Source organism: Thalassospira sp. UBA4513 (genome assembly GCF_002388495.1).
Classification (GTDB): domain Bacteria; phylum Pseudomonadota; class Alphaproteobacteria; order Rhodospirillales; family Thalassospiraceae; genus Thalassospira; species Thalassospira tepidiphila.
Genome location: NZ_DGMR01000008.1, coordinates 30,851 through 54,490 on the forward strand (window position 1 = coordinate 30,851; position 23,640 = coordinate 54,490).

The window sequence follows — 23,640 nt, forward strand, 5'->3', positions numbered from 1 at the left end:
CGTGGCGTTGCCTAGGGTAGCGCATGGGTATTGGATCGATCCGGTTTGTTTTTTTGCGGCGATTGTAAAACGCGCTAGTCGTTGCGAATCGCCTGGGTCAGGGTTTCCTTGACCTGGACAAACTTGGTACGGCTGTCGATCTTGAGCCCGAACACATCCTTGACATAGAAGACGTCAACCGCGCGTTCGCCAAAGGTGGAAATGCGCGCAGAGGCAATCTGCATCGAAAGATCGCGGAGCGCGCGCGTGATGTCATAAAGCAGGCCCAGCCGGTCGCGGGCGGTGATTTCAATCACCGTGTGGGTGCGGCTGGCCTTGTTGTCGATAATGACATTCGGTTCGACCTTGAACACCGCGGTGCGGTGCTTGTTGTCCTTGGTCTGGCGGCGTTCGATTTCCTGACTGGGGCGGATCTGCCCGGAAATGACCTTTTCCAGTGTGTCGCGCAGGCGATCAAGTTTGGTGGAGTCGTTAAACGCCTCGCCATTGGTGTCCTGCACGAAAAAGGTATCAAGTGCCATGCCATCGGCAAGAGTCAGGATCTTTGCATCGACCACGTTGGCCCCGCACAGCGCCATTGCGCCTGCAATCTGGGAAAACAGGCCGGGATGGTCCGTGGTGTGGACGGTAATTTCGGTGGCATCAATTTCGGTATCGATGCGGACATCGACCGTGATCTCGGCCCCGGAATTTCGGGCGTCCCGGGTCAGATGGGCGTGATGGACGTGGATGTCGGTATCAAAGCTCAGCCAATAGGACGGATAGCCGCGTTCGATAAAGTCCTCGATATCCTGTTCGGGCCAGTCCTTGAGCGCGTCACGCAGCGCGTTTTGCGCATTTTCGACGCGCGAATCGCGGCTATCGGCATTAAGACCGCCTGACAGCATATCATCGGTGGCATAGTAAAGTTCACGCAGCAGGGTGGCCTTCCAGCCGTTCCAGACATTGGGACCCACCGCGCGGATGTCAGCCACCGTCAGGCACAGCAACAGGCGCAGGCGTTCCTGCGATTGCACCAGATCGGCAAAGGCGCGAATGGTACTGGGATCATTGAGATCACGCTTGAACGCGGTCAGGCTCATCCACAGATGCGCCTTGACCAGCCAGGCGACCGCCTCGGTATCGGCCGGCGACAGACCCAGCCGCGGGCAGAGCTTTTCGGCGACTTCGGCGCCAAGCTCGGAATGATCGCCGCCACGGCCCTTGGCGATGTCATGGAGCAATACCGCGACATACAGCACACGACGCGAAATCACTTGACCCATGATGCGGGTTGCAACCGGGGCGTCTTCGGCAAGTTCGCCGGACTCGATTTGATTAAGCACGCCAATCGCCCTGATGGTGTGCTCGTCCACGGTGTAGGTGTGGTACATGTCGTACTGCATCTGGGCAACGACACGGCCGAAATCGGGGATGAAACGCCCCAGTACACCGGCCTCGTTCATCTTGCGGAGCGTCACATCCGGGCTGTCGCGCTGGGTGAGGATTTCAAGGAAAACCTCGTTGGCGTCCGGATCGTTTTGCAGCTTGTGATCAACATATTTCAGGCTTTGCGTGATCCAGCGCAGCGTTTCGGGATGAATGCCGACCCGGTTTTGATGGGCAACCAGAAACAGGCGCAAAATCTTGATCGGGTCGTTCTTGAAGACATCAAGGCTTTCGACCGTCAGGCGTTCATTGCGCAGCTCAAACCCGTCAATTTCCTTGGTGCCAAACAGCTTGCCCGGAAAACGGATCAGCGGGCGGCGCTGATGGCTTTCTTCAAGAGCGGCACAGAAGATGCGGGTCAGGTTCCCGACATGTTTCACCATCAGATAATAGTGCTTCATGAAGCGTTCGACGCCCGATGCGCCGGCATGATCGGTATAGCCAAGCCGTTCGGCAATATCGCGCTGCATATCGAACGTCAGGCGATCTTCTTCGCGATCAGACAGATAATGCAACCAGCAGCGTACCGCCCACAGGAAGTTTTGCGCCTTCAAGAAGCCGCGTGCTTCCTTGCGGGTCAGGACCTTGAGATCGACCAGTTCCATCGGGGAATTGACGCGATAAAGGTATTTGCCAATCCAGAACAGGGTATGAAGGTCGCGAAGCCCGCCCTTGCCGTCCTTGACGTTGGGCTCGACCACATAACGTGAATCGCCCATGCGGGTGTGGCGTTCATCACGTTCGCCAAGCTTCTTTTCGATAAACTCGATGCCGCTGCCCTTGACCAGCTCTTCCATGAAGCGGGTGCGAAACAGTTTATAGGTTTCCTCATCACCCCAGACAAAGCGACTTTCAAGCAGGTTGGTACGAATGGTGATGTCCTGTTTGCCCATGCGCAGGCAATCATCGACGGATCGCGTCGCATGGCCGACCTTAAGCCCCAGATCCCAAAGCATATAAAGAATGAATTCAACGACCTGTTCGCCATGTGCGGTCTGTTTGTAGGGAAACAGAAACAGGATATCGACATCGGAATGCGGCGCCATGTCACCGCGGCCATAACCGCCGACGGCGACGACTGACATGCGTTGTTCATTGGTCGGATTGTGCAGTGGATAGACGAACGTGGTGGCAAAATCATGGATCAGGCGAACGATCTGATCCATCAGGAAACTGTTGGAAAAGACGGTGTCCTGCCCGGAATTGCTTTCTTCGAAGCGTGCGCGGATAACAGATCGCCCGGCCTCAAGTACTGATTTCAGCTTGTTGAGAACGGCGGTGCGCTGTTTGAAGCTTTTGAGTGCCGGATCGTTTGCGATCGCCTCAAGCTCGGCAAAGACCTTTTTGCGGTCGATGATTTCGCGCTGCTTCTTGATCTTGTAGGTCACGTTGGTCGGTTTCCTCGGCCCTGGCGTGCGGTCTGTCGGCGACAGGGTTTATATATCAATTTTCTTAACAGTTGCCGCACCATAGCGCCAATTTCATCTATCCGCATCAAATGCGTGCGCAAGTTCGATCGGCAGACACGCACCTGATATGGGGATAGGCCGCCTGTTTTGCAGGTGATCAGCCCTTCAGCGACTGAAGACGATACAGCGCATCAAGGGCTTCGCGCGGGGTCATGTTATCTGGATCAAGATCGGCAACCGCATCAAGCAGCGCCTTTTGCGCGTCCGACAGGGCCGGGGCGCTTGTGCGTTCCTCCTTGGCGGCCTGTTCGATGGCAACCGCAAACAGCGGCAGGTCATCGGCAAGCTTGGACACCGCGCCACCCTGTTCGCCCTTTTCCAAGGTCTTGAGCACCTGTTCGGCACGTTTGATCACGGGCTTTGGCAGACCCGCCAGCTGGGCGACGTGAATGCCATATGACCGATCCGCACTGCCAGCGCCGACTTCATGAAGGAAGACGACCTCGCCCTGCCACTCCTTGATCAGCATGGTGTGACACGACAGGTGTTTGAGCTTGGCCGCCAAAGCGGTCAGTTCGTGATAGTGGGTGGCGAAAAGACCACGGCACTGATTGATTTCATGCAGGTTTTCAACCACGGCCCAGGCAATCGACAGACCATCAAAGGTCGCGGTGCCACGCCCGATTTCATCCAAAATCACCAGCGAACGATCGGTTGCCTGATTAAGGATCGATGCGGTTTCCACCATTTCGACCATGAAGGTCGATCGCCCGCGCGCCAGATCGTCGGCCGCACCGACACGTGAAAACAGCCGGTCAATCACCCCGATATGGGCCTTGGTCGCCGGGACAAACGCGCCGATCTGGGCGAGCACCGCAATCAATGCATTCTGGCGCAGGAAGGTCGATTTACCGGCCATGTTCGGACCGGTGATCAGCCACAGGCTTTGTTCATCTTCAAGGCGGCAATCGTTGGCAACAAAGGGGGCGTCGCCATTTTCACGCAAGGCGGCCTCGACCACCGGATGGCGGCCAGCGGTGATGTCAAAGGCAAGGCTATTATCAATGTTCGGGCGAATGCAGCCCTGATCGCGGGCGAGTTCGGCCAGAGCAGCCGATACATCAAGCCCGGCCAGCGCACTCGCACATTTGGCGATGTCATCGGCCTTGGCCAGAACGGCTGCGACCAGTTCGTCAAACAGTTCAAGTTCAAGCGCAAGGGCCTGATCACCGGCCTTGGAGACCTTGCTTTCAAGTTCGGACAGCTCGACGGTGGTAAAGCGCACCGCATTGGCCATGGTCTGGCGGTGGATAAACTCATCCATCTCCATCATCTTGTCCGCGGTTTTGGCCGATACTTCGATGAAATAGCCAAGTACGTTGTTGTGCTTGACCTTAAGGTTGGAAATCCCGGTTTGTTCGGTATAGCGGGCCTGCAGATTGGCGATCAGCTTTTTGCTTTCACTCGATAGCATGCGGAGCTCATCAAGCGGCGGGTGATAGCCCCCAGCAATGAAGCCACCATCGCGTGCGAGAAGCGGCAGGCTTTCGGCGATTGCCCGGCGCAACAGATCAATCAGATCGCCGTGATGGCCCATCATGGTCAAATGATCCGAAAGGGCTTCTGGCTGTGCAGTCAGGCCATCATTGCCGCCATCGGGTTTATTCAGAAGATTGCCAATCGCAAAGGCACAAGACAGCCCATCGCGCATCACCGCCAGATCGCGCGGACCACCCCGCCCGACCGACAGGCGCGACAACGCACGTTCGATATCCGGGCATTCGCCAAGGGCAGCGCGCAGATCAGATCGCAAGCCATCGCGATCATGGAAATATTCCACCAGATCAAGGCGTTTATTGACTTCATCGGCATTGGTCAGCGGGGCGGACAGGCGCGCGGCCAGCAAACGTGCGCCAGCACCCGTGCGGGTGCGGTCAATGACGGACAGCAACGATCCCTTGCGTTCGCCCGACTGGGTCTGGATCAGCTCCAGCGACCGACGGGTGGCGGCGTCGATTTCCATCGCCGCCCCCTCTGCCACGCGGGTTGGCGGGGCAAGGCGGGGCATCTGGCCCTTTTGGGTCAGTTCGACATAATCAATCAGCGCACCGGCAGCCGAAAGCTCGGCGATCTCAAAACCGCCAAAGGCATCAAGGGCCTCGACCTCATAAAGCTTCTTAAGCCTAAGCTGGGCATTTTCAGCATCAAAGCGTGCGGTCGGCTGCGGGGTGATGATGTTTTTATATTCGGCATAGATGTCGAACACTTCAGAACGGTTCAGCATCTTTTCCGAAAACAGGATTTCACCCGGATCAAGCCGGGCAAGGGCGGCACCAAGACCGGCCATCTCGCACGGCTGCACAAAGAAATCACCGGTCGACATATCAAGCCAGGCAAGCCCGATCTTGCCGCGCACTTCGGACACGGCGGCCAGATAATTGTGGCGCCGGGCATCCAGCAGGCTGTCTTCGGTAAGGGTGCCCGGCGTGATCAGGCGGACAACACCGCGTTTGACCACCGATTTGGCGCCGCGTTTTTTGGCCTCGGCCGGGTCTTCCATCTGTTCACAGACGGCAACCCGGAAACCCTTGCGGATCAGACGTTGCAGATAGGTTTCGTGACTATGGACGGGAACACCGGCCATGGGAATTTCGTTACCTTGATGCTTGCCACGTTTTGTCAGGGCAATATCAAGGGCTTCGGCGGCTTTGACCGCATCGTCAAAGAACAGCTCGTAGAAATCGCCCATCCGATAAAACAGCAGGCAGTCCTGATACTGTTCCTTGATTTCAAGGAACTGCATCATCATTGGCGTCGCGCCGTCTCTGGAAAAAGAAGGTGCGGTCGGTGTGGTATCGGATTTATCGGCGATCTGGTTCATGATGACTTGATAGCAAACCCTGAAGGCAAAGACGAGAGCAGGAAACTGGCGGGGTGATAAAACTTGATCTATGCCATTGCAACGCCTGAATTTCTGCGAATATATAAAGATCGTGACCAACAACCAACTGTCGTTTTTCGCGACAGAATAACAGTGAGCAAGGAGCGTACAAAATGGCAGAAGAACAGACCATCCCGCAGGCCCCGGAACTGGTCGGACTGTTTGATACCAAGGACGGTTTCGATGCGGCTCTGCGTGCGCTCCGCGATGCCGGGTTTGAACGCACCGATCTGTCGGTTCTAAGCTCCCACGAATCCATCGATGTGGCAGGCAAGGATGGTCGGTCCTGGTCCGATGTGCTGACCGCACTGGTCGGTGAAACCAAATATGAAGTGCCGCTGGTGGCGTCCGGCGCGATTGCCCTGTTTGGGGGCGCTGCGACGGCGGCCGCCGCCATTGCGGTCGGGGCCGGTGTTGGCGCAGTCGCACTTCGTGAATTTATCGAAGAAGTGACTTCCACCCCGCATACCGAGGATTTCGCCCGCGCGGTGGACGCCGGATCAGTCATCCTGTGGGTGCGGATCGACCCGGACCACGAAGGTGCCGAGGCCAAGGCACGTGACATTCTTGAACAGAACGGTGCGACCAACATCCATCTGCATTCGCCGAAGTAATCCGCACGTTTTGGCGTTGCGGGCAGCTGCATGACAGAGTCCGCCGAAAACGATTAAATTTGCCGCTAAGGCACCAGGAACACGGGGGCATTGGCCCCCGTTTTTCGTATTGTGGAAAGTTCATATTTGTGCCAATCGGCGGGTCGGTTTGCGCGGCGCAATAAAAACGGCAATCCCAAGGGCCGTTTGCGCACGCGTGATTACGCCTCTGAAAAACCAGCACTTACTGACGGTCATGGCGGCTTGGTCGATGGGGTGGGCGTATCCGCCATTGCGTTTGCGCATGTAAAGCGGCTTGGATCAGAGGGCAATGTTGCGTCGCAACATACGGAAAACGCTACGTAATTTTGCGGTTGCCGTTAACGTCGCCTTTGACCCGGGGCGCGAAGCCTGATTTATTGGGCGGTCCGACAAGACGGTCCCACGCCGCAAACTTGTCGATCAGGAAAATCAGAACTTAAGAACAAAACAGACCGTACAGGTTGCTTTCCATCTCACCACGCAAGCGTCAGTGAAAAACACAATGTCAGATACAGAAATCAAGGTTCGTGACCGTGAAGCGCTGCTGTTTCATTCCAGCGGCCGCCCCGGCAAAATCGAAATCACCGCATCCAAACCGCTGACCACTCAGCGCGACCTCTCGCTCGCCTATTCGCCGGGTGTTGCGGTGCCGTGTCTTGAAATCGCCAAGAACCCGGCGACTGCCTATGATTACACCTCCAAGGGCAACATCGTTGCGGTCATTTCCAACGGCACCGCCGTGCTTGGCCTTGGCAACCTTGGTGCGCTGGCCTCCAAGCCGGTGATGGAAGGCAAGGCGGTTCTGTTCAAACGCTTTGCCGATGTGGATGGGTTCGATCTTGAAGTGTCGACCGAAGATGTCGACGAGTTCGTCAATTGCGTGCGTTTCCTCGGCGCATCATTCGGCGGGATCAACCTTGAAGACATCAAGGCGCCGGAATGCTTCATCATCGAACAGCGCCTGCGCGAGGTTATGGACATTCCGGTGTTCCATGATGACCAGCATGGCACGGCGATCATTGCGGCATCGGGGCTTATCAATGCCTGTGACCTGACGGGTCGCAAACTTGAAGACATCAAGCTTGTCATCAATGGGGCCGGTGCGGCCGCGATTGCCTGTTGCGAGCTGGTCAAAAGCATGGGTGTTGCCCATGACAACGTGATCATGTGTGACTCGCGCGGGGTGATCTACAAGGGCCGTGAAGACGGCATGAACCAGTGGAAATCAGCCCATGCGGCGGATACCGATGCACGGTCGCTTGACGATGCGATGAAGGGGGCCGATGCGTTCTTTGGTCTGTCGGTCAAGGGCGCGGTGACGTCCGCCATGGTCAAAAGCATGGCCAAACAGCCGATCATCTTTGCCATGGCCAACCCGGATCCGGAAATCTCCCCGGAAGAAGTTGCTGCTATTCGTGATGACGCAATTTGCGCCACCGGGCGTTCGGACTATCCCAACCAGATCAACAACGTTCTGGGCTTCCCGTATATCTTCCGCGGCGCGCTTGATGTTCAGGCATCCACGATCAACGAGGACATGAAGATTGCCGCAGCCCACGCGGTGGCATCGCTTGCCCGTGAAGACGTGCCAGATGAAGTGGCCGCGGCCTATTCCGGGCGTCGTTTGCAATATGGTCCGGAATACATCATCCCGGCCCCGTTTGACCCGCGCCTGATTACCGCCGTGCCCAAGGCGGTTGCCCAGGCCGCGATGGATAGCGGTGTGGCGCGTCGTCCGATCATTGACATGGAAGAATATGAAAATCAGCTGCGTGGTCGTCTTGATCCGACGGCAGCCCATTTGCAGCTGATTTCCGATTATGTCCGTGCGCACCCGAAACGCATCGCCTTTGCCGAGGGCGAGGAAGAAACGGTGATCCGCGCAGCGGTGGCGTATCGCAATTCGGGCTACGGCACGCCGATCCTGATCGGGCGCGAAGACCGCATCCATGAAAGTGCCAAGAAGCTTGGTATTGAAAGCCTTGATGGTGTTGAAATCAGCAACGCGGCCCTTTCCAAGCATAATGCGGAATATGCCGAGTTCCTCTATCAGCGCCTGCAGCGCAAGGGCTTCCTGTGGCGTGATTGCCAGCGCATGGTCAACCAGAAGCGCAACGTCTTTGCCTCTGTCATGGTGGCACAGGGTCATGCCGATGGTTTGATCACCGGTCTTACCCGGAACTTCAATCGCAGCTTCGCCGATGTTGCTGGTGTGATCGATGCCAAACCGGGTGAAATCCCGATGGGGCTTTCAATCGCGATTGCCAAGGGCCGGACGGTGTTCATCGCCGATACCCGTGTGCATAACCTGCCCAATGCAGAGGAACTGGCCGAAATCGCCATCCAGGCGGCCGCCAAGGCCCGTCAGATGGGGCATGAGCCGCGTGTGGCGATGGTTTCGCACTCGACCTTCGGCAACCCGTATAGCGAGGATACCGACCGTATCCGCGAAGCCGTGGGCATCCTTGAAAGCAGCAATGTCGATTTCGAGTTCGATGGCGACATGGCGGTTGATGTGGCACTCGATACCGAGCTTCTGAAGCTTTATCCGTTCTGCCGTCTGTCGGGTCCGGCCAACGTTCTGGTGATGCCGGCACTGCATGCGGCGACCACAGCCTCGAAGCTTCTGGATAAGCTTGGTGGTGGCACGGTGGTTGGTCCGGTGATGATCGGTCTGGAAAAACCGGCCCAGATCGCCCAGATGGGGGCAACCGTGAACGATCTGGTGAACCTTGCGGCCCTTGCCGCCCACGAGGCAGAGCACGGCTAAGCCGAGCCAAAACCAAAGATCAGAAAGGCGGGGCTGATTTTTCAGGCTCCGCCTTTTTTGTTCGGATATCCAGATCTGCCGGGCGGGGCATGCAGGACCGCCGATCCGCGGAGCCAACACAACGAAATAATTCGGTCGGCGTATTTTGGGTGGATGGGTGATAACCTGACAGCTGGATGCGCATATAGACGTTTTGGGGCGTGTTCTGCGACATCCGACCCGATTTTTGCCACATCACAGAGGCAATAGTCCGCAATTCAAGCCAAAACCCAGAAAACAGGAATCGCTTATGGGCCAGTTGACCCGGTTTTTCGCCGCTATCATGTTTTTGCCGCTGCTTGCCGCCTGCGAAGATGAACAGGTCAGCGGACCGACAGCCGATGAAATCACCACGGCGGTGATCGAACGGTTTCGCGATGATCCCTATGCCAAGGTCGGCCATGTTGAAAACGTGACCAAAACCAACAGCATTTCCGAAGACGATGACGAAGTGCTTGTCATGGTGCGTTATGAGCTGGTGTTTGATCGCACGGTTGCCGACTTTGCCGATGACGTGACCGAAAAGGGCAAGGCGGCCGGAACGATGGATGATGTTGGCAGCACGGTGCGCGATGCGCTTGATCTGGTGAAAACCAAGATGCTGACGCTCAAGGAAGGCGAATACAAGGTGGGCGACCGTCGGGTGGTCGAGGATGAAATCCGGTTGCTGAAATCGGAAAAGGGCTGGATTTATCGCGGACGGCCATAACGGGTCTGCTGATATCCGAACCAAATAAAAAGGGACCCGTTCGGGTCCCTTTTTATTTGGTTTTCTGGCTTTGTCCCTTGGGATTATTCCTCAAGGGCGGCGAGCACCTTTGGCGGCGGTGGGACGTCGCCTGCCGCAAAATCAAGACCATCAAGCTCGTTCAGCCCGTTCACACTCATGATCGCATGCAGGCTGTCGACATATTCCTCGCCGCGCTCGGAATATTTTGTCAGGGTCTCGGCCAGTTCCCAGCCACTGATAAACTTGCCGTCAGCGCGAAGGGTTGCGCGACGTTCGCGCAATTCCTGATAGGCCGGGTGCGAGTTGATGTTGCGTGCATAGGCCCGCACACTGTCCATCAGGCTGCCAAAGGCCTTGATGACGTGGGTTTTGCCATCTTCGCGATCCTTCGGCACGATGCCTTCATCGTCGCCCCAGGCCCATTGACCAAACAGGGCGTTGCCTTTGCGCACAAAGCGTGACGTGCCCCAACCACTTTCCTCTGCCGACTGGGCAAGGATCAGGGAGGTCGGGATAACGTCAATGCGTTCAAGCAGGGCGTTGATGCCGCCATCGGTCACGCGATAGCGCTTCATCAGCTGATTGACCCATTGCTGATCGGCCTGGCTGACCGGGGTGCCGGAAATGCCCTTGGCCTGAATGGCCATCAGGCGTTCACGGCGCGCGGTGATTTCTTCGTTCACGCGCATGGCCAGCGGCAACATGATTTTCAGGAAAAGCTGTTTGCGCTCTTCAACTGATGCCAGTTCGCCAAGGCCTTCGGGCACGCGCTTGATATAGACGCGCGGAACTTCGCCTACCTCATTGAGGTGATAGCCGATGCTTTTGAAATACTGGCTGAGTGCGATGACTTCAGGACCGCGGCGATAAACCGTTTTCTTCTTTTTGATAACGGCTTCATCTGCCGTGACTTCGACGGTTTCTGTCTCGAAACCTTCCGGAGTTGGAGAAAGATCAATTCCGGCGAAAAGCCCAATATACAGGAAAACAACCGCTCCGAAAATCGAAGCGAGCGCAACATTCCTGTAACTGTTTGTTTTTGCGCTAGTCATTGTTGAATCTCCAGGATCAGTCGAACTGTCCATCCCAAGTGGAGGTTATCTATGCCTGCCGCGCGCGATGATCGCAACGGGCAATATCTCCGAGAGTTGAAAACGCCAAGAAAACCTTTTCGTTCAGCGCATAATTTTTACGCCCGGCGCGGGTTAAAGTTCACGCCGGGCGTCTGAATTTGTTAACGACTCGTAAATCCGTGCGCGGTCAGTTCACCGGATGGTCGGACGCCATCTTGTCGGTGAGGTGTCCGATAACCAAGTCAGGCTCAGTCAGCCATGACCGGTTCGACGGCCTGAACTTCGGGCACGTAATAACGCAGCATGTTTTCGATGCCCATCTTGAGCGTTGCGGTGCTGCTCGGGCAGCCGGCGCATGCGCCGTGCATCTCAAGGAAAACCACGCCATCTTCAAAACGGTGGAAGACAATGTCACCACCGTCCTGTGCCACGGCCGGGCGCACACGGGTATCAAGCAGTTCCTTGATCTGGCTGACAAGCTCATCATCACCTTCGGCAGCAGAGCTGGTACCGGTGGCGGCGTTGGAATCCTGATCAAGAACCGGCTGACCGGACGTATAGTGTTCCATGATCCCGCCAAGAATCTGCGGTTTCAGGGTCTGCCAGTCCTTGGAGTCATCCTTGGTGATGGTGATGAAATCACCGCCGAGGAAGACACCGGCAATGCCGTCAATTTCAAACAGCTTGCGGGCAAGCGGCGATTTGATGGCTTCGTCACCCTTGACGAAGTTGGCCGTGCCAAGACGGCCCATGACTTCTTCACCCGGAAGGAATTTGAGTGTCGCCGGATTCGGGGTTGGTTCGGTCTGAATGAACATTTTCGGCTTGTCCTCTCACTCTGATTGTCGGGACTTCAGGATCTGGACCCGCTGATATACATGTAATGGCAGCTACAAGGCTTGCGAAATACAAGGAAAGGCCCGTAGAGCGGGCGGGAAATCCCGGTCAAGGGGTTTGACGCAGGAGTTCGCAAGCCTTGTAGCTGTCCTTCGGATTGATCGGAGTTGCGCGGTCTACTTTGTCGCAAGGCATTGCAAGATGCATATCTTCCTGCTGCCTTGCTTCGCGTATCCACACAACTCTGAGCAACCATTGCATATATATCAGCGGGTCCAGACCCTAGAGCCCACTCAACAATCTCTATTTCATTTGGTTAGGCCCTAAATGGGGCAAAAACCACAAAAGATCAAGTCGCAGCGCGCAACTCAGGTATTCCGGATGGCGTGTTTCGTAATCACATTGACGTCAACGTTGCAGAATGCTGCTGATTTCGCGCATCTGGGTACGGGCCCGCAAAAGATAGAAACCAAGCCCCGCCAGATGGTTAGGGAAGACGATGCCATCGGCCGAGCCGTTCACAACCACCATCGGGTCAAGTGCGGCGGCCGCTTGCAGGGATCCGATCATTTCTGCCCAGACCGATGCGATCTGGCGTTCATTGATGATCTGTTCGAAGTCGGTGCCAAGATCGCGCAAGATCAGGCTATAGGCATAAAGGCGACCCTTGGTGGCATAGAAAACGTCATCGGCCGTGCGATCAAAGATCGACGGATTTTCCACCTTATCATCAATCAGGGCAGAGGCCGAGCCAAGGTCATTGGCAATGCGGTTCAGTGTTTCCTGAAGGTTGTCGGCACGGCGTTCAAAAACCGCATTTCCGTTGGTCAGACGGGTATTGTAGTTTTGCAGGGACCGAATTGCCTGACGGTATTGTTGTTCGGACGTGACACCGGGCAGCAGCGAAACACTGGGATCAAACACCCATTTGTCGCCACGGAATTTCAAAAGGCCGGCGGCGTCATCCAGATCCGGGTCGACCTGGCTTGACCCACGGGCGCGCCCGATCTGATCGGAAAGCTCGATCGCAAAGCGCGACAGGGCATAGACAATCCCGGTCTGGAAGTTCGGCATGTTATCAAGGGCCGCACTTGGCAGGAAGAACGGGTCGTTGGCGGTCCAGCGGTTCTGGTTGACCTCGCGATCAATCAGGGCTGCGGCGGTGTTGACCGCATGACTGCCGCCCTTGTAATTGCCGATAAAGTCGGGGTTGTCGTCAATACGATGCACAATCGCCATGCCTGCCGGATAATAGATCACGGCAATCAGAACGATCACACCAAGGCTGCGCACCCAGAACTTGCCCGAACCGAAAATAGCTTTCAGTCGGGAACCAAATCCTGCAACGCCGCCTTTTTTATAGAGATAATCGTCTTCAATCATGACTTGTCCTGTGAATTGATCCGGCAATTGAACCTAGGCGCTGTGCACCCAAACGGCAAGTCCATGATTTTACGCAGTGATGGTGATGAACGTTTCAAAGGTCGCCAGTCCAAGCAGTGTCTCGAGATCCTTCTCGGCCAAGGCAACACAGCCTTCGGTGCCAGCATAATCGGGTTTGGCGATATGCATGAAGATCGCCGATCCCTTTCCGGGCACGGGCGGGTCATCATTATGGCCCAGAACGACGATGATGTTATAGAGATCATCCTTGCGAAACAGCTTTTCATGGCTGGCATCAAACGGCAGGCGCACCGGGCAGTTATAGTCGGGATGACCGGGATCATCACACCAGCCGTCGGAAAATGAAATGGTGGTGACCGGAAGCTTGGTGCGCGGGCTGGGCCGGCGATCGGCACGATACATCACATAGCGCAGCTGCCAGCGACCGGCCGGCGTTTTGCCATCGCCTTCGGTTTTCTGGTCGGCATCAATCACGCCATTGATCCCAAGGGCACAGCGAAATGTGTGTTCACCCACGCTCAGCACACCGTCTGGCGAAGCAAACAGTTCAAGCGGTTGGGACGGCGAAGGTGCAGCAGCGTCGCTTTGCATTCTATTGATGGACCTTATCGAATTCGATCATGTGCTGGCATAGTGCTGGCACGCAGCTTCAATATGCTGACGCGCCGATGATGAGAAACAACAAAGGTAAATTTGTGGCATTCGCGCCAATTCGCCAGTCAGCTCACAAATGGTTGATACGGCGATTTTGGCTGCCTGGTCTTCCGGATAGCCAAATATCCCGGTGGATATGGCAGGAAACGCCACAGAGGCCAGATTGTTCTCGACCGCCAGCAAGATTGAATTGCAATAACAGCTTGCCAGCAGATCGGCTTCACCATGGTCCCCGCCATGCCAGACCGGGCCGACGGCGTGGATGACGTATTTGGCCTTCAGGTTAAATCCCGGTGTGATTCGGGCGTCACCCGTCGGGCAGGGGGCAAGCGGCCGACAGGCGTTTGCCAGTTCGGCGCCCGCCGCATGATGGATCGCGCCGCACACACCGCCGCCAGGCAACAGGGCCTCGTTGGCGGCATTGACGATGGCATCGACATCAAGTGTGGTGATGTCGCCGACGGTAATTCTGATGGCATGGGTTTTGTCGGGCACGTTTTTGTGGGTCACGAATAGTATCCTGAAACGTGAATTCTTCCCTCAATACCAACCTGTAAGGGTGGCACCCCTGCACCAAAGTAGTGTTACGCGACCGATAAGTCAAAAAACAACGCTCCGCCAAATCTGACGGAGCGTTGCATTTTAAATCCGGTACCTGTCCGAAGACGGGTTGAATGCGGCTTATTTTCCGAGGCGGGTAACACCTTCTTCGATCAGTTTGGCAGCTTTTTCAGCACCTTCCCAACCGGTGACCTTAACCCATTTGCCTTTTTCGAGGTCTTTGTAACGCTCGAAGAAGTGCTGGATCTGATCGCGCAGGATCTGCGGCAGATCTTCGTGGGATTTGATGTCGGTGTAATACGGGTCGATCTTGTCATGCGGAACGCAGATCAGTTTTTCGTCCTGACCGGCTTCGTCTTCCATGATCAGAACACCGATCGGACGCGCACGGATGACAGAACCGGCAACGACCGGCTCGCGGAACATGACCATGGCGTCAACTGGGTCGCCATCTTCGCCAAGCGTGTTGGGGATGAAGCCATAGTTGACCGGGTAATACATCGAGGTGTGCAGGAAACGGTCCACAAAGACAGCACCGGAGTCTTTATCGACTTCATACTTGACCGGTCCGCCCTGCGGAATTTCGATGACGACGTTTACGTCCCACGGAACATCCTTGCCAACGGCAATCTTGCTGAGATCCATCTGGGAAAATCCCTTTCGCTTTTTGAACGCATGCCCCGATCACCAGGGCGGCTGATATGAGCTTCTAAGATGCAAAGACGCATCCGAAGGAAAATGATGCCGACCTTTTATCGCGAAACGTCGTCGCTTCCAAGGGGGCAGGAAATGATACTTTTGATCAGAAACCCTAGGCGGTTTCGGCAACCGGCAGCAAAGAGCTTTTCACAGGCGTGAAGCGGTCTGCTTCTGCCTCAAGATTATTGAAATAACCCGGGTTCTTTGATGCGTTTGCATGACGGCTGGGTATCGAACGACCGTGGAAGAGATGCAAGACAGGAGAGGTATATTCAACATTTTTGCGACGGATACCCGCCCGGATCATGCGGAGTACGAAATCTGAATCTTCCAACCCATGGCCTTCATAGGCTTCGTCGAAGCCACCAATCTTTAAGATATCATCCTTGAAGGCCGCAATATTGCACCCCTGTGCTTTCTTCCAGCAATTGGCGTGCTCCCACAGGCTTTTCTGGCTTTGCGGGATCGGAATGAACTGAAATGGGCGATTGCAATTGCCCGTCAGGCCCAGCATGAAAAGGATCGCACGTGGCCATTTGTGGAACCGGAGACGGTTCTTCATCGCAAGCTTGGTAAAGCGTTCCTTTAGGAAAACACGTTTGCCTGTCACAAAGCAGTTTGCTTCGGCCGCTTCGCGGTGGCTTGAGACAAAGTTCGACATCAGGCAGCAATCACCGTCGGTAAACACAATGATGTCACCTTCGGACATCGCGATGGCGCCGTTGCGCACGCGCGACAGCCGGTATCCCTGATCTTCCTGCCAGAAATGTTTGATCGGCACCGGGGATTTTTTTTGCATCTTGGCAATGGTCTGCGCGGTTTCCGGCCCTGAGCCATCATCGGCAACGATCACCTCGAAGTTATCGTCCTTCTGGTCGATCAGCGATTGCAAAACCATTTCCAGCGCCTCCGGCCAATTATAGGTCGAAACGATGACTGAGACCTTATGCACTAAAATACCCCTAAATGTTGCTTGTGGTGTCCGCTTCAGGAAGCACCAAATCAGTGTGAGCAGACAGTATTTCCGACTGCTCTGACGATCAATACAGAATTGATACTTTCACGCGCCTGTAAAGATCACTGAGCGTCTGGTTTACCGGGTTTTCTCATGTTTTTCTGACAATAGGCCCAGGCATGCGCGATGATCTGGCGTGGGGACGGATAGTTGGCGCGCCAACCAAGCATGTTTTGCGCCTTGGCCGGGTTTGCAACCAGTTTGGCAGGGTCTCCGGGGCGACGCGCATCTTCTATCACGCTGAAATCCTGACCGGTGATCTCTTTGCAAAGTTCGATGATCTCTTTGACGGAACAGCCTTCGCCTGTGCCGATATTGACGGCATCGAAAGCAGCATTCTCGGACGCGATGACATGCGAAAGCGCCTTGACGTGGGCGCTGGCAAGATCATCAACGTGAATATAGTCGCGAATGCAGGTTCCATCTGGCGTGTCATAGTCCGTGCCATAAATCTTGATATGGTCGCGTTGACCGGCAGCAGTTTGCAAAACCAGCGGGATAAGATGGGTTTCCGGATCATGCCTTTCGCCCGTACGGCCTTCCGGGTCGGCGCCCGCAGCATTGAAGTAGCGCAGGGCAATGGCGTGAAAGCCGTATATTTCGGCGTAGTCCCTAAGCATGGTTTCGACCATGGCTTTTGAGCGGCCATAGGGATTTTCCGCCCGGACCTCGAGCGTCTCGGAGAGCAGCCCATCATCCCGATTGCCATAGACAGCAGCCGTTGACGAAAACACAATGTGGTTGCAGCCATTGCGCCGCATCGCTTCGAGCAGGTTCAATGCCCCGACAGTGTTGACTTCATAAAACCGGGCCGGTTCGACCATTGACGCGCCAGCTTCAATCAGGGCGGCCATGTGAATGACGGCATCAGGCTTGAAATCGTCAAAGGCCTTGTTCAAGGCAGCACTGTCGCGAATATCGGCGTGGATAAACGGCACATCTGGGGAAACAGCATCGCGGTGACCATTTGAAAGGTTATCAAAGACAACCGGTTGGTAGCCACTTTCGCGAAGCTTGATGCAAATGTGCGATCCGATATATCCCGCACCGCCTGTTATCAAAATGTTTTGCATGAAATGGAATTACTACTTTGTTCCTGAGCCGGGTGAAAGAACCCGCGGAAAAAATATGCTCACATCACCTTTTTGCGGGCAAGGGATGCGGTTTTCGGGTTGATCAGTTCGCGGATCCAGTTGGCGGCTTCGATGACGATCGGGTCTTTTTCGCGGGCCGGGCGGATCAGCAGGCGATACCACCAGTGCGAAATGAAATCCGGGAAATTAAGCGGCACCAGTTCACCGCGCTCAACGTAATTGCGGGCAACAACATCGGTGCTGGCAACGATGCCCTGACCGGCACGTGCGGCCTCAAGCGCCCAGATATGGTGGCTAAAGGTCCAGCAATCCGCGAGCGAGAAGCTGGCATCCTTGAACCATTGTTCGATCTGGGAGAACTGTTCGCTGTCACTGTCGATCAACAGGATATCGCGCGGGCCGAGTGTCGCGACGTCAACATTGCTGGCATCATAGCCGCGCTTTGCCAGCCATTCCGGGGCGGCAAAGGCGGTATAGACTTCGGGTGTGAGAAGCTCGGTAATCCAGTCTTCGGGACCGGGCAGGTCCTTTGGCGCGATCTGAAGGGCGAGATCAATTTCAAGCGGATCAAGACCGTCATCAAATTCGATCTTGCGAAATTGTACCGGAATATCGGCGGGCAGCCGGTCGCGCAGGTTATCAAGCTCATACAACAGCACAGTGAGGGCCGGGGTCGCCAGCGCCCCGATGCGGATTGCCTTGCCCTTGTCCGGGCCGACTTCGCCGGTGATATCGGCAATGCCATCAAGCGCCTCTGTCAGGCGGGGCAAAAGCAGCTCTGCCGACTTGGTCAGGGTCAATCCACGGCCCTTGCGGGTAAACAGCACCACGCCAAGGTTTTCTTCAAGCTGGCGGAGCTGATGACTTATCGCACTTTGCGTGACATGCAATTCTTCTGCGGCCCCCTTCACGCTTTGGTGGCGTGCAGTGGCTTCAAAGGCGACAAGGGCGCGCAACGGTGGGAGCTTTCTGCGCATCGTGGGTTTCCATCCGGAGAGCATTACTGTCTTTTATTCTGTCTATCAGGCCTGATCGAAAAGTGGGCCAAAAAAATCTCAACAATGGCTGAAAAAGCTTCATTCGTATTTTTCCAAACAAGCAGGCAATATCATCGTCATACAGGGTTTCCGGCCGTAATGACTTATGCCTCCTTGCGCCACCACGTAAGCAGCCTCCCCCCAACTGCCGGAAACCCCAATATTCCTCGAAACCGGGATTGACCATGACCGCAACGCGACTGAGCGGAAATTTCCGCGGTGTCCTGTGGATGACGGCTGCCATGGCATCGGGCGTTTTTGTCGATGTTTGTGCCAAGCTCGTCTCGCATGATGTGCCAACCTCGCAGATTCTTGCGATGCGTGCTCTGACCACCGTTGCGGTGTTCTTGGTCATCACCATGTTTATCGGCACGCGCCAGATCCGAACGCGCCGCCCGGTGGCGCATATTGCGCGTGGCGTTTTGTGGTACGGGTCGCTGTTCTTTGTGTTCTTCGCGCTCCGCCAGATGAGCATCGCCGAGGTCAACGCCTATCTGTTTATTGAGGCATTGCTGACCGTCATGTTGGCGGTGGTGATTCTGGGCGAGAAACTGACCCCGCGCAAAATCATCGCAACCCTTCTGGGCCTCGTTGGCGTGTGGGTGATGTGTTTCCCGCGCATGGATGGCTTTGGTGTGCCGCTGGGTGTCGCCGCGGCCCTGATCGGGGCGTTCTGCTTTTCGGCCCAGACCCTGTTTGCCAAGGTGCTGACCCGGACCGAAACCAATTTTTCCATGCTGTTCTGGCCTCAGATCATCGCGGTTGCGATCTGGGTGCCGATTGCGATGATCACCTGGTATCCGGCGTCATTGGCCGATTGGCTTTATGCGTCGGGTGCCGGTTTCTTTGCCATGCTGACCAACTATATGGTGTTGCGTGCTGTCCGGGTTGCGGATGCCAGTGTGGTGTCGCCTGCGGCATACACCGCCCTGCCATTTTCGGTCGCAATGGATTTGATCTTCTTTGACATGCTGCCGATGCCGGTGATTTTCATCGGGGCAGGCATTGTCGTGCTGGCCGTGATGTTGCTTGATTACAAGGGCGGTGCCAAAGCGGTCGAAGATGCTGTCGAAGAAGAATTTGCCGAATTTGCCGAGAGTAGCGAAATCGGGGATGAAGAAGCATCCCCGAAACCTGCAAAGGCCTGAGCCCCGATAATCGACGTTACAGATCAGCGATCATGTTGTGCGCGGGAGTCATCCGGGGCCTGATCGCGGTTATGAAGGCCGTAATCACGGATCACGCCAGCCACGCGTAAACGGTAATCTTCAAAAATCTGGTGACGTCCCTTGATCTGGGCGGTGCGGTGGTCGCCCAGATTGCGCCAGGCGGCAATTGCGTCCTCATCGCGCCAGAAGGACAGCGATAGAACCTTGCCGGGATTGGTCAGGCTTTGAAACCGTTCGATTGAAATAAAGCCATCCATGGTTTCAAGCACGGGTTTGAGATCACCGGCAATCGCAAGGTAATCGTCATAGCGTCCATCGTGCGGTGTGACCTCGAAAATGACGGCAATCATGGTTTGATCAGCTCCGTATGCGGGGTGGAGGCAATTTTGAGAAACTGGCGTTTTTCGCGCAGGATGAATTTCTCGCGCCGGGAAAATTCGTAGTTCTCGCGGCCCAAGTGATCATCTTTCAACCGCGCACGATAGGCTTCATAGGATGCCAAATCGGGCAAATGATAGATACCATAGGCGGTCGAGACCGATCCTTCATGCGGGGCGAAATAGCCGACAAGGTCCGCCCCGCAACGCGGAATAGCCTGCCCCCAGTTTCGGGCATATTCCATGAAGGCGTCTTTCTTGTACGGGTCGATTTCATAGCGAATGAAGCAGGTGATCATGACAGCGTCCTTTCAGGAGAAACATCTTGTTGGGTGACGCGACCTATTATCCTGATTGCTGCGCATTAATGCTTCGATTAGCATCGAACTATGAAAGAAGGACCCGATATCGCCCGCGTGGCCGCATTGCTTGGCGATCCGGCGCGCGCAAATATGCTGACAGCACTTATGAGTGGCCGTGCGTTAACTGCGGCCGAATTGGCGCAAGAAGCCGGTGTGACGCCACAAACGGCAAGCTCTCATCTGGCAAAGCTTGAAGCCGGTCAGATTGTTGTGCCGCGCAAACAGGGGCGACATCGTTATTTCACGCTCAGCGGCCCTGATATTGTCGAGGCACTGGAAGTCCTGATGGGGATTGCCAACCGGGTCGGGCATAACCGCGTGCGCACCGGGCCCAAGGATCCGGAACTGCGCAAGGCACGCGTTTGTTATGACCATCTGGCGGGTGACATGGGGGTTGCGCTGTTTGACGGCCTTGCCAAACGCAAACTGATTGAAAGCAACATCAATGGTGTTGCCCTGACCCCGGCCGGGATCGATTTTGCCAACACGTTTGGCATTGATTTGGATGGCTTGCGGGCCAAGCGTCGGCCGTTATGCCGGGAATGCCTTGATTGGAGTGCCCGGCAATCGCATCTGGCCGGATCATTCGGGGCGGCCTTGCTCGACCGGTTCTATGATTTGGGTTGGGCCCGACGGATGCCGGAGTCGCGGATTGTGCGATTTAGTGATGCGGGCGAGAAATCATTCCGAAGAATACTCACGAGTGAAAAGTAAGGATGACTTGTTCTCGCAGTTTTCGGGTTAATCCGAATTAGTCGATTCTTTTCAAGTGATTAGTAGCGATTTCGTTAAGTTACTGATTCAATTGCGTGAATCACTTATTTGTGCTACATTCTAAAAAGTGGGGCGCCGGTTAGCTCGGGTTGTCGTAATCAATTACGATGGCGTTCATGTGGACGGTTGTTACGATTTGAAAATGACCTATAAGCTCTTGGATTAGACGGGTCCGGGTCCCACCATTCTTTTGGGTAGCCGTAATATCTGAAAATCTCAGATTGCTCGGGTAGCAGTTCAAGCCTTTTAAAACCAGGCAGTAGCTTCAGCCCGTATCCCGAAATTAAGCCATCTTTTGTGTCTCTGTAATGTGCCATTCGTGGCTTCAGTGCTTTTGCGAACTGTGGATCGCACTCTTTGGTGTCGTATACGTCCATTGCTTTAAAGAAAGAGCTCGCAACGATGTCTGCGAGTTGTAAGCCCGCTCTTTGTTTGTGGTTGTATACTTTAAGCAGTCCAGCATCCATGACGGGCCATTTCAAATCTCCCAAAGACAGGAAGTTTGCGCTGGCATCGCTCTTCCACTTTAGCCACGAATAGTAGGCTTTCATTTGTGAGTATGAGAGACCGCCTCGCTCGCTGTATTCAATTCTCAGTTTGCAGTTCGGATTGGCAGTCTTCTTTGCATGCCAAAAGACAAAATCCGTAACTCTTTCAAGCAATACTCGAGTCATCCAGCAGTAGAACCAATTTTTTGAGGGAATCTTCTCAGCCATTGGGTTTCTGTAGCCCTGCATGTTTCTTTTATTCGAGGCTACAACGAAAAAGCGTGCATCTAGTTTCGCTGTTTCTTCGCAAACAAATTTCTTCTTGTTTGGTGTCAACTTCGCGAAGTGGATATCAGGTCGATTATGTCGCCAAAGTCCATCTCGAATATCTCTGACCCAAACTGGCACAGATTTCTCATTCTTTGCTCGTACCACTACAGCTGAAATTATCAGCCATTCACTAGAGCCATTTGGATGGTTAGGTTTAACAACTCTAAGACCGTCGTCACCTGCCTCATCGATATAAGCGACGTAGGAGTATTCCATCTAAGTCTCGCAACGCACTGAATTATTAACTGCTTACCTTCGGTAGTTTTTTGTTTATATGCAATAAACTTTTTATTGTGTAAGAAGTGCCTCAACAAAGGCCGGAACCAGTTCGGTGGCAGGGCCATAGCGGCTGTGATCAAACAGTGTGGCACCCGAACTGGGTTCGAGATTGAGCTCGACCGTTTCAGCCCCGGCTTCCTCGTGGGCGACTTGCACAAATCCGGCCGCCGGATAGACATTGCCCGATGTCCCAATCGAGATGAAAAGCCCGCAATCGCCAAGGGCAGCATAAATGCGTTCCATCTCAAGCGGCATTTCGCCAAACCACACCACATGCGGGCGCAATCCACCAGCCTTGCCGCAACTTGGGCACGGGGTTTCCTTGGCAAGGTCACCCGGCCAATCGGTGAGCAGATCACAGTAATTACAGCGGATTTTCAAAAGCTCGCCATGCATGTGGATGAGGTTTTTGGACCCGGCCCGACCATGCAGATCATCAATGTTCTGGGTGACCAGCAACACGTCACCGGGCCATTCGGCCTCTAGCCTTGCCAGGGCCAGATGGGCGGCATTGGGTTGAACCGTCTGGTCATGCAAGCCAGCGCGGCGGTCGTTGTAGAAATGATGCACCAGATTGGGATTACTCACGAAGGCCTCGGGCGTTGCGACCTCGGAAATATCGTATCTTGCCCAGATGCCATCGGGATCGCGAAAGGTATGAAGTCCGCTTTCCTTGGAAATGCCAGCCCCGGTCAGAATGACAATCGTGGCTTTTTCATCGCGCAGGATGTCGATCAGGTCGGGGCGAAGCGGCATGGTGTGCGGTCCTGTGCTGGTGATCAGTACCGGTAGCCTAATGCAAATAAAACAGCCTCGCCAAGTATGTCTGGCGAGGCTGTATTTAAACCCGATCCGCTAAAACCGATTTATCGTCTTTAATGTCCTCAGGCGGAGGTATCGACGTTGCCGCCCGGGGTGTCGGTCTGGCTTGGTTTTTCACCACCCGGATTTTTGGTCACGCCAACCATGGCGGGGCGCAGCAAACGGCCCTTAAGCACGTAACCGGCCTGCATGACCTGTGCGACGTGGCCGTCCGGATATTCCGGATGCGGCAGTTCAAACACGGCCTGATGTTTGTTCGGGTCAAGCTTTTCGCCCAGCGGTTCAAGCTTTTCGATGCCGTTCTTTTCAAGCGCCTTTTGCAATGCCTGTTCGGTCATTTCAACCCCGTCAAACAGGGTTTTCATCGCCGGATCGGCATTGGATGTATCGCCCGCGGCATCAAGCGCGCGGCGCAGGTTGTCGCTGACATCCAAAAGGTCGCGGGCAAATTTGGTGATGGCGTAGTTACCGGCATCCTCGACGTCTTTTTTCGCGCGGCGGCGGGTGTTTTCCACCTCGGCGGCCTGGCGTAGCAGACGGTCTTTCAGTTCCGCGACTTCGGCTTCAAGTGCGGCGATCGGGTCCTGGGGTGCGGCGTCCTCAACAACTTCCTCAGTCGCCTCTGCTGCGACCTCTTCAGAAGCGGTTTCCTCTGCATTGACGTCCTGCAGATCTTCCGGAGTGTTCTTTGCGGTTTCCGACATGGCTAACCT

Annotated in this window: 21 protein-coding genes; 5 read left to right on the forward strand and 16 right to left on the reverse strand. The window is 55.2% G+C overall.

What is annotated here, in order from left to right:
* Window positions 1-74 precede the first annotated feature (74 nt).
* Window positions 75-2,816, reverse strand: a complete 2,742-nt coding sequence (locus tag B2T33_RS02935; RefSeq protein WP_008888732.1) for a [protein-PII] uridylyltransferase — start codon at window positions 2,814-2,816, stop codon at window positions 75-77.
* A gap of 178 nt (window positions 2,817-2,994) precedes the next feature.
* On the reverse strand, window positions 2,995-5,718 hold the full coding sequence (gene mutS / locus B2T33_RS02940) for a DNA mismatch repair protein MutS (protein ID WP_286791116.1): 2,724 nt from the start codon (window positions 5,716-5,718) through the stop codon (window positions 2,995-2,997).
* A gap of 173 nt (window positions 5,719-5,891) precedes the next feature.
* On the opposite strand from mutS, the gene B2T33_RS02945 reads away from it, so the two are divergent.
* The 3 genes from B2T33_RS02945 (at window position 5,892) to B2T33_RS02955 (ending at window position 9,931) form a co-directional block, all read left to right on the forward strand.
* Complete coding sequence (locus B2T33_RS02945) at window positions 5,892-6,392, forward strand: hypothetical protein (protein WP_286791118.1); 501 nt, start codon at window positions 5,892-5,894, stop codon at window positions 6,390-6,392.
* Between the two features lie 523 nt (window positions 6,393-6,915).
* Complete coding sequence (locus B2T33_RS02950) at window positions 6,916-9,183, forward strand: NADP-dependent malic enzyme (protein WP_008888727.1); 2,268 nt, start codon at window positions 6,916-6,918, stop codon at window positions 9,181-9,183.
* A gap of 289 nt (window positions 9,184-9,472) precedes the next feature.
* Window positions 9,473-9,931: a hypothetical protein gene (locus tag B2T33_RS02955; RefSeq protein WP_286791120.1), complete on the forward strand. Its 459-nt coding sequence runs from the start codon at window positions 9,473-9,475 to the stop codon at window positions 9,929-9,931.
* A gap of 83 nt (window positions 9,932-10,014) precedes the next feature.
* On the opposite strand, the gene B2T33_RS02960 is transcribed toward B2T33_RS02955, so the two are convergent.
* The 9 genes from B2T33_RS02960 to B2T33_RS03000 form a co-directional block, all read right to left on the reverse strand.
* A complete protein-coding gene (locus B2T33_RS02960) occupies window positions 10,015-11,004 on the reverse strand; it encodes a glucosaminidase domain-containing protein (RefSeq protein ID WP_008888724.1) in 990 nt (329 codons plus the stop codon).
* A 269-nt stretch (window positions 11,005-11,273) separates the two neighbouring features.
* A complete protein-coding gene (locus tag B2T33_RS02965) occupies window positions 11,274-11,843 on the reverse strand; it encodes a NifU family protein (protein ID WP_008888723.1) in 570 nt (189 codons plus the stop codon).
* Window positions 11,844-12,270: 427 nt separating this feature from the next.
* A complete protein-coding gene (locus B2T33_RS02970; protein ID WP_008888722.1) occupies window positions 12,271-13,245 on the reverse strand; it encodes a DUF2333 family protein in 975 nt (324 codons plus the stop codon).
* A 69-nt stretch (window positions 13,246-13,314) separates the two neighbouring features.
* Window positions 13,315-13,857, reverse strand: coding sequence for a L,D-transpeptidase family protein (locus B2T33_RS02975; RefSeq protein WP_064787896.1), 543 nt, complete (start codon window positions 13,855-13,857; stop codon window positions 13,315-13,317).
* A gap of 27 nt (window positions 13,858-13,884) precedes the next feature.
* Window positions 13,885-14,430, reverse strand: a complete 546-nt coding sequence (locus tag B2T33_RS02980) for an O-acetyl-ADP-ribose deacetylase (protein WP_286791122.1) — start codon at window positions 14,428-14,430, stop codon at window positions 13,885-13,887.
* Between the two features lie 171 nt (window positions 14,431-14,601).
* A complete protein-coding gene (gene ppa, locus B2T33_RS02985; RefSeq protein WP_008888719.1) occupies window positions 14,602-15,126 on the reverse strand; it encodes an inorganic diphosphatase in 525 nt (174 codons plus the stop codon).
* A gap of 166 nt (window positions 15,127-15,292) precedes the next feature.
* The gene (locus B2T33_RS02990; protein WP_286791123.1) at window positions 15,293-16,132 is read right to left on the reverse strand and encodes a glycosyltransferase family 2 protein; all 840 of its coding nucleotides are present in this window, start codon (window positions 16,130-16,132) and stop codon (window positions 15,293-15,295) included.
* A 125-nt stretch (window positions 16,133-16,257) separates the two neighbouring features.
* Complete coding sequence (gene galE, locus B2T33_RS02995) at window positions 16,258-17,268, reverse strand: UDP-glucose 4-epimerase GalE (protein ID WP_286791124.1); 1,011 nt, start codon at window positions 17,266-17,268, stop codon at window positions 16,258-16,260.
* A 59-nt stretch (window positions 17,269-17,327) separates the two neighbouring features.
* Window positions 17,328-18,266: a LysR family transcriptional regulator gene (locus B2T33_RS03000; RefSeq protein ID WP_008888717.1), complete on the reverse strand. Its 939-nt coding sequence runs from the start codon at window positions 18,264-18,266 to the stop codon at window positions 17,328-17,330.
* A gap of 245 nt (window positions 18,267-18,511) precedes the next feature.
* Here B2T33_RS03000 and B2T33_RS03005 point away from each other — a divergent pair, with 245 nt between their 5' ends.
* Entirely contained in the window at window positions 18,512-19,474 is a 963-nt protein-coding gene (locus B2T33_RS03005) for a DMT family transporter (RefSeq protein ID WP_197146303.1), read from the forward strand.
* 23 nt (window positions 19,475-19,497) lie between these two features.
* Here the strand turns inward: B2T33_RS03005 and B2T33_RS03010 are convergent, their stop codons facing one another.
* The gene (locus B2T33_RS03010; RefSeq protein WP_197146302.1) at window positions 19,498-19,845 is read right to left on the reverse strand and encodes an antibiotic biosynthesis monooxygenase family protein; all 348 of its coding nucleotides are present in this window, start codon (window positions 19,843-19,845) and stop codon (window positions 19,498-19,500) included.
* Window positions 19,842-20,171 (reverse strand): NIPSNAP family protein, encoded by a 330-nt coding sequence (locus B2T33_RS03015; protein WP_197146301.1) that lies wholly within the window; start codon window positions 20,169-20,171, stop codon window positions 19,842-19,844. Before B2T33_RS03015 ends, B2T33_RS03010 begins: the two co-directional genes overlap by 4 nt.
* A 90-nt stretch (window positions 20,172-20,261) precedes the next feature.
* On the opposite strand from B2T33_RS03015, the gene B2T33_RS03020 reads away from it, so the two are divergent.
* Window positions 20,262-20,948 (forward strand): ArsR/SmtB family transcription factor, encoded by a 687-nt coding sequence (locus tag B2T33_RS03020; protein ID WP_197146300.1) that lies wholly within the window; start codon window positions 20,262-20,264, stop codon window positions 20,946-20,948.
* A gap of 158 nt (window positions 20,949-21,106) precedes the next feature.
* On the opposite strand, the gene B2T33_RS03025 is transcribed toward B2T33_RS03020, so the two are convergent.
* The 3 genes from B2T33_RS03025 to grpE all read right to left on the reverse strand — a co-directional run.
* Entirely contained in the window at window positions 21,107-22,042 is a 936-nt protein-coding gene (locus tag B2T33_RS03025; RefSeq protein WP_197146299.1) for a DUF3800 domain-containing protein, read from the reverse strand.
* Window positions 22,043-22,114: 72 nt separating this feature from the next.
* Window positions 22,115-22,861 (reverse strand): NAD-dependent deacylase, encoded by a 747-nt coding sequence (locus tag B2T33_RS03030; protein WP_197146298.1) that lies wholly within the window; start codon window positions 22,859-22,861, stop codon window positions 22,115-22,117.
* 128 nt (window positions 22,862-22,989) lie between these two features.
* A partial coding sequence (grpE, locus tag B2T33_RS03035) for a nucleotide exchange factor GrpE (RefSeq protein ID WP_286791125.1) occupies window positions 22,990-23,640 on the reverse strand: 651 nt, incomplete at its 5' end.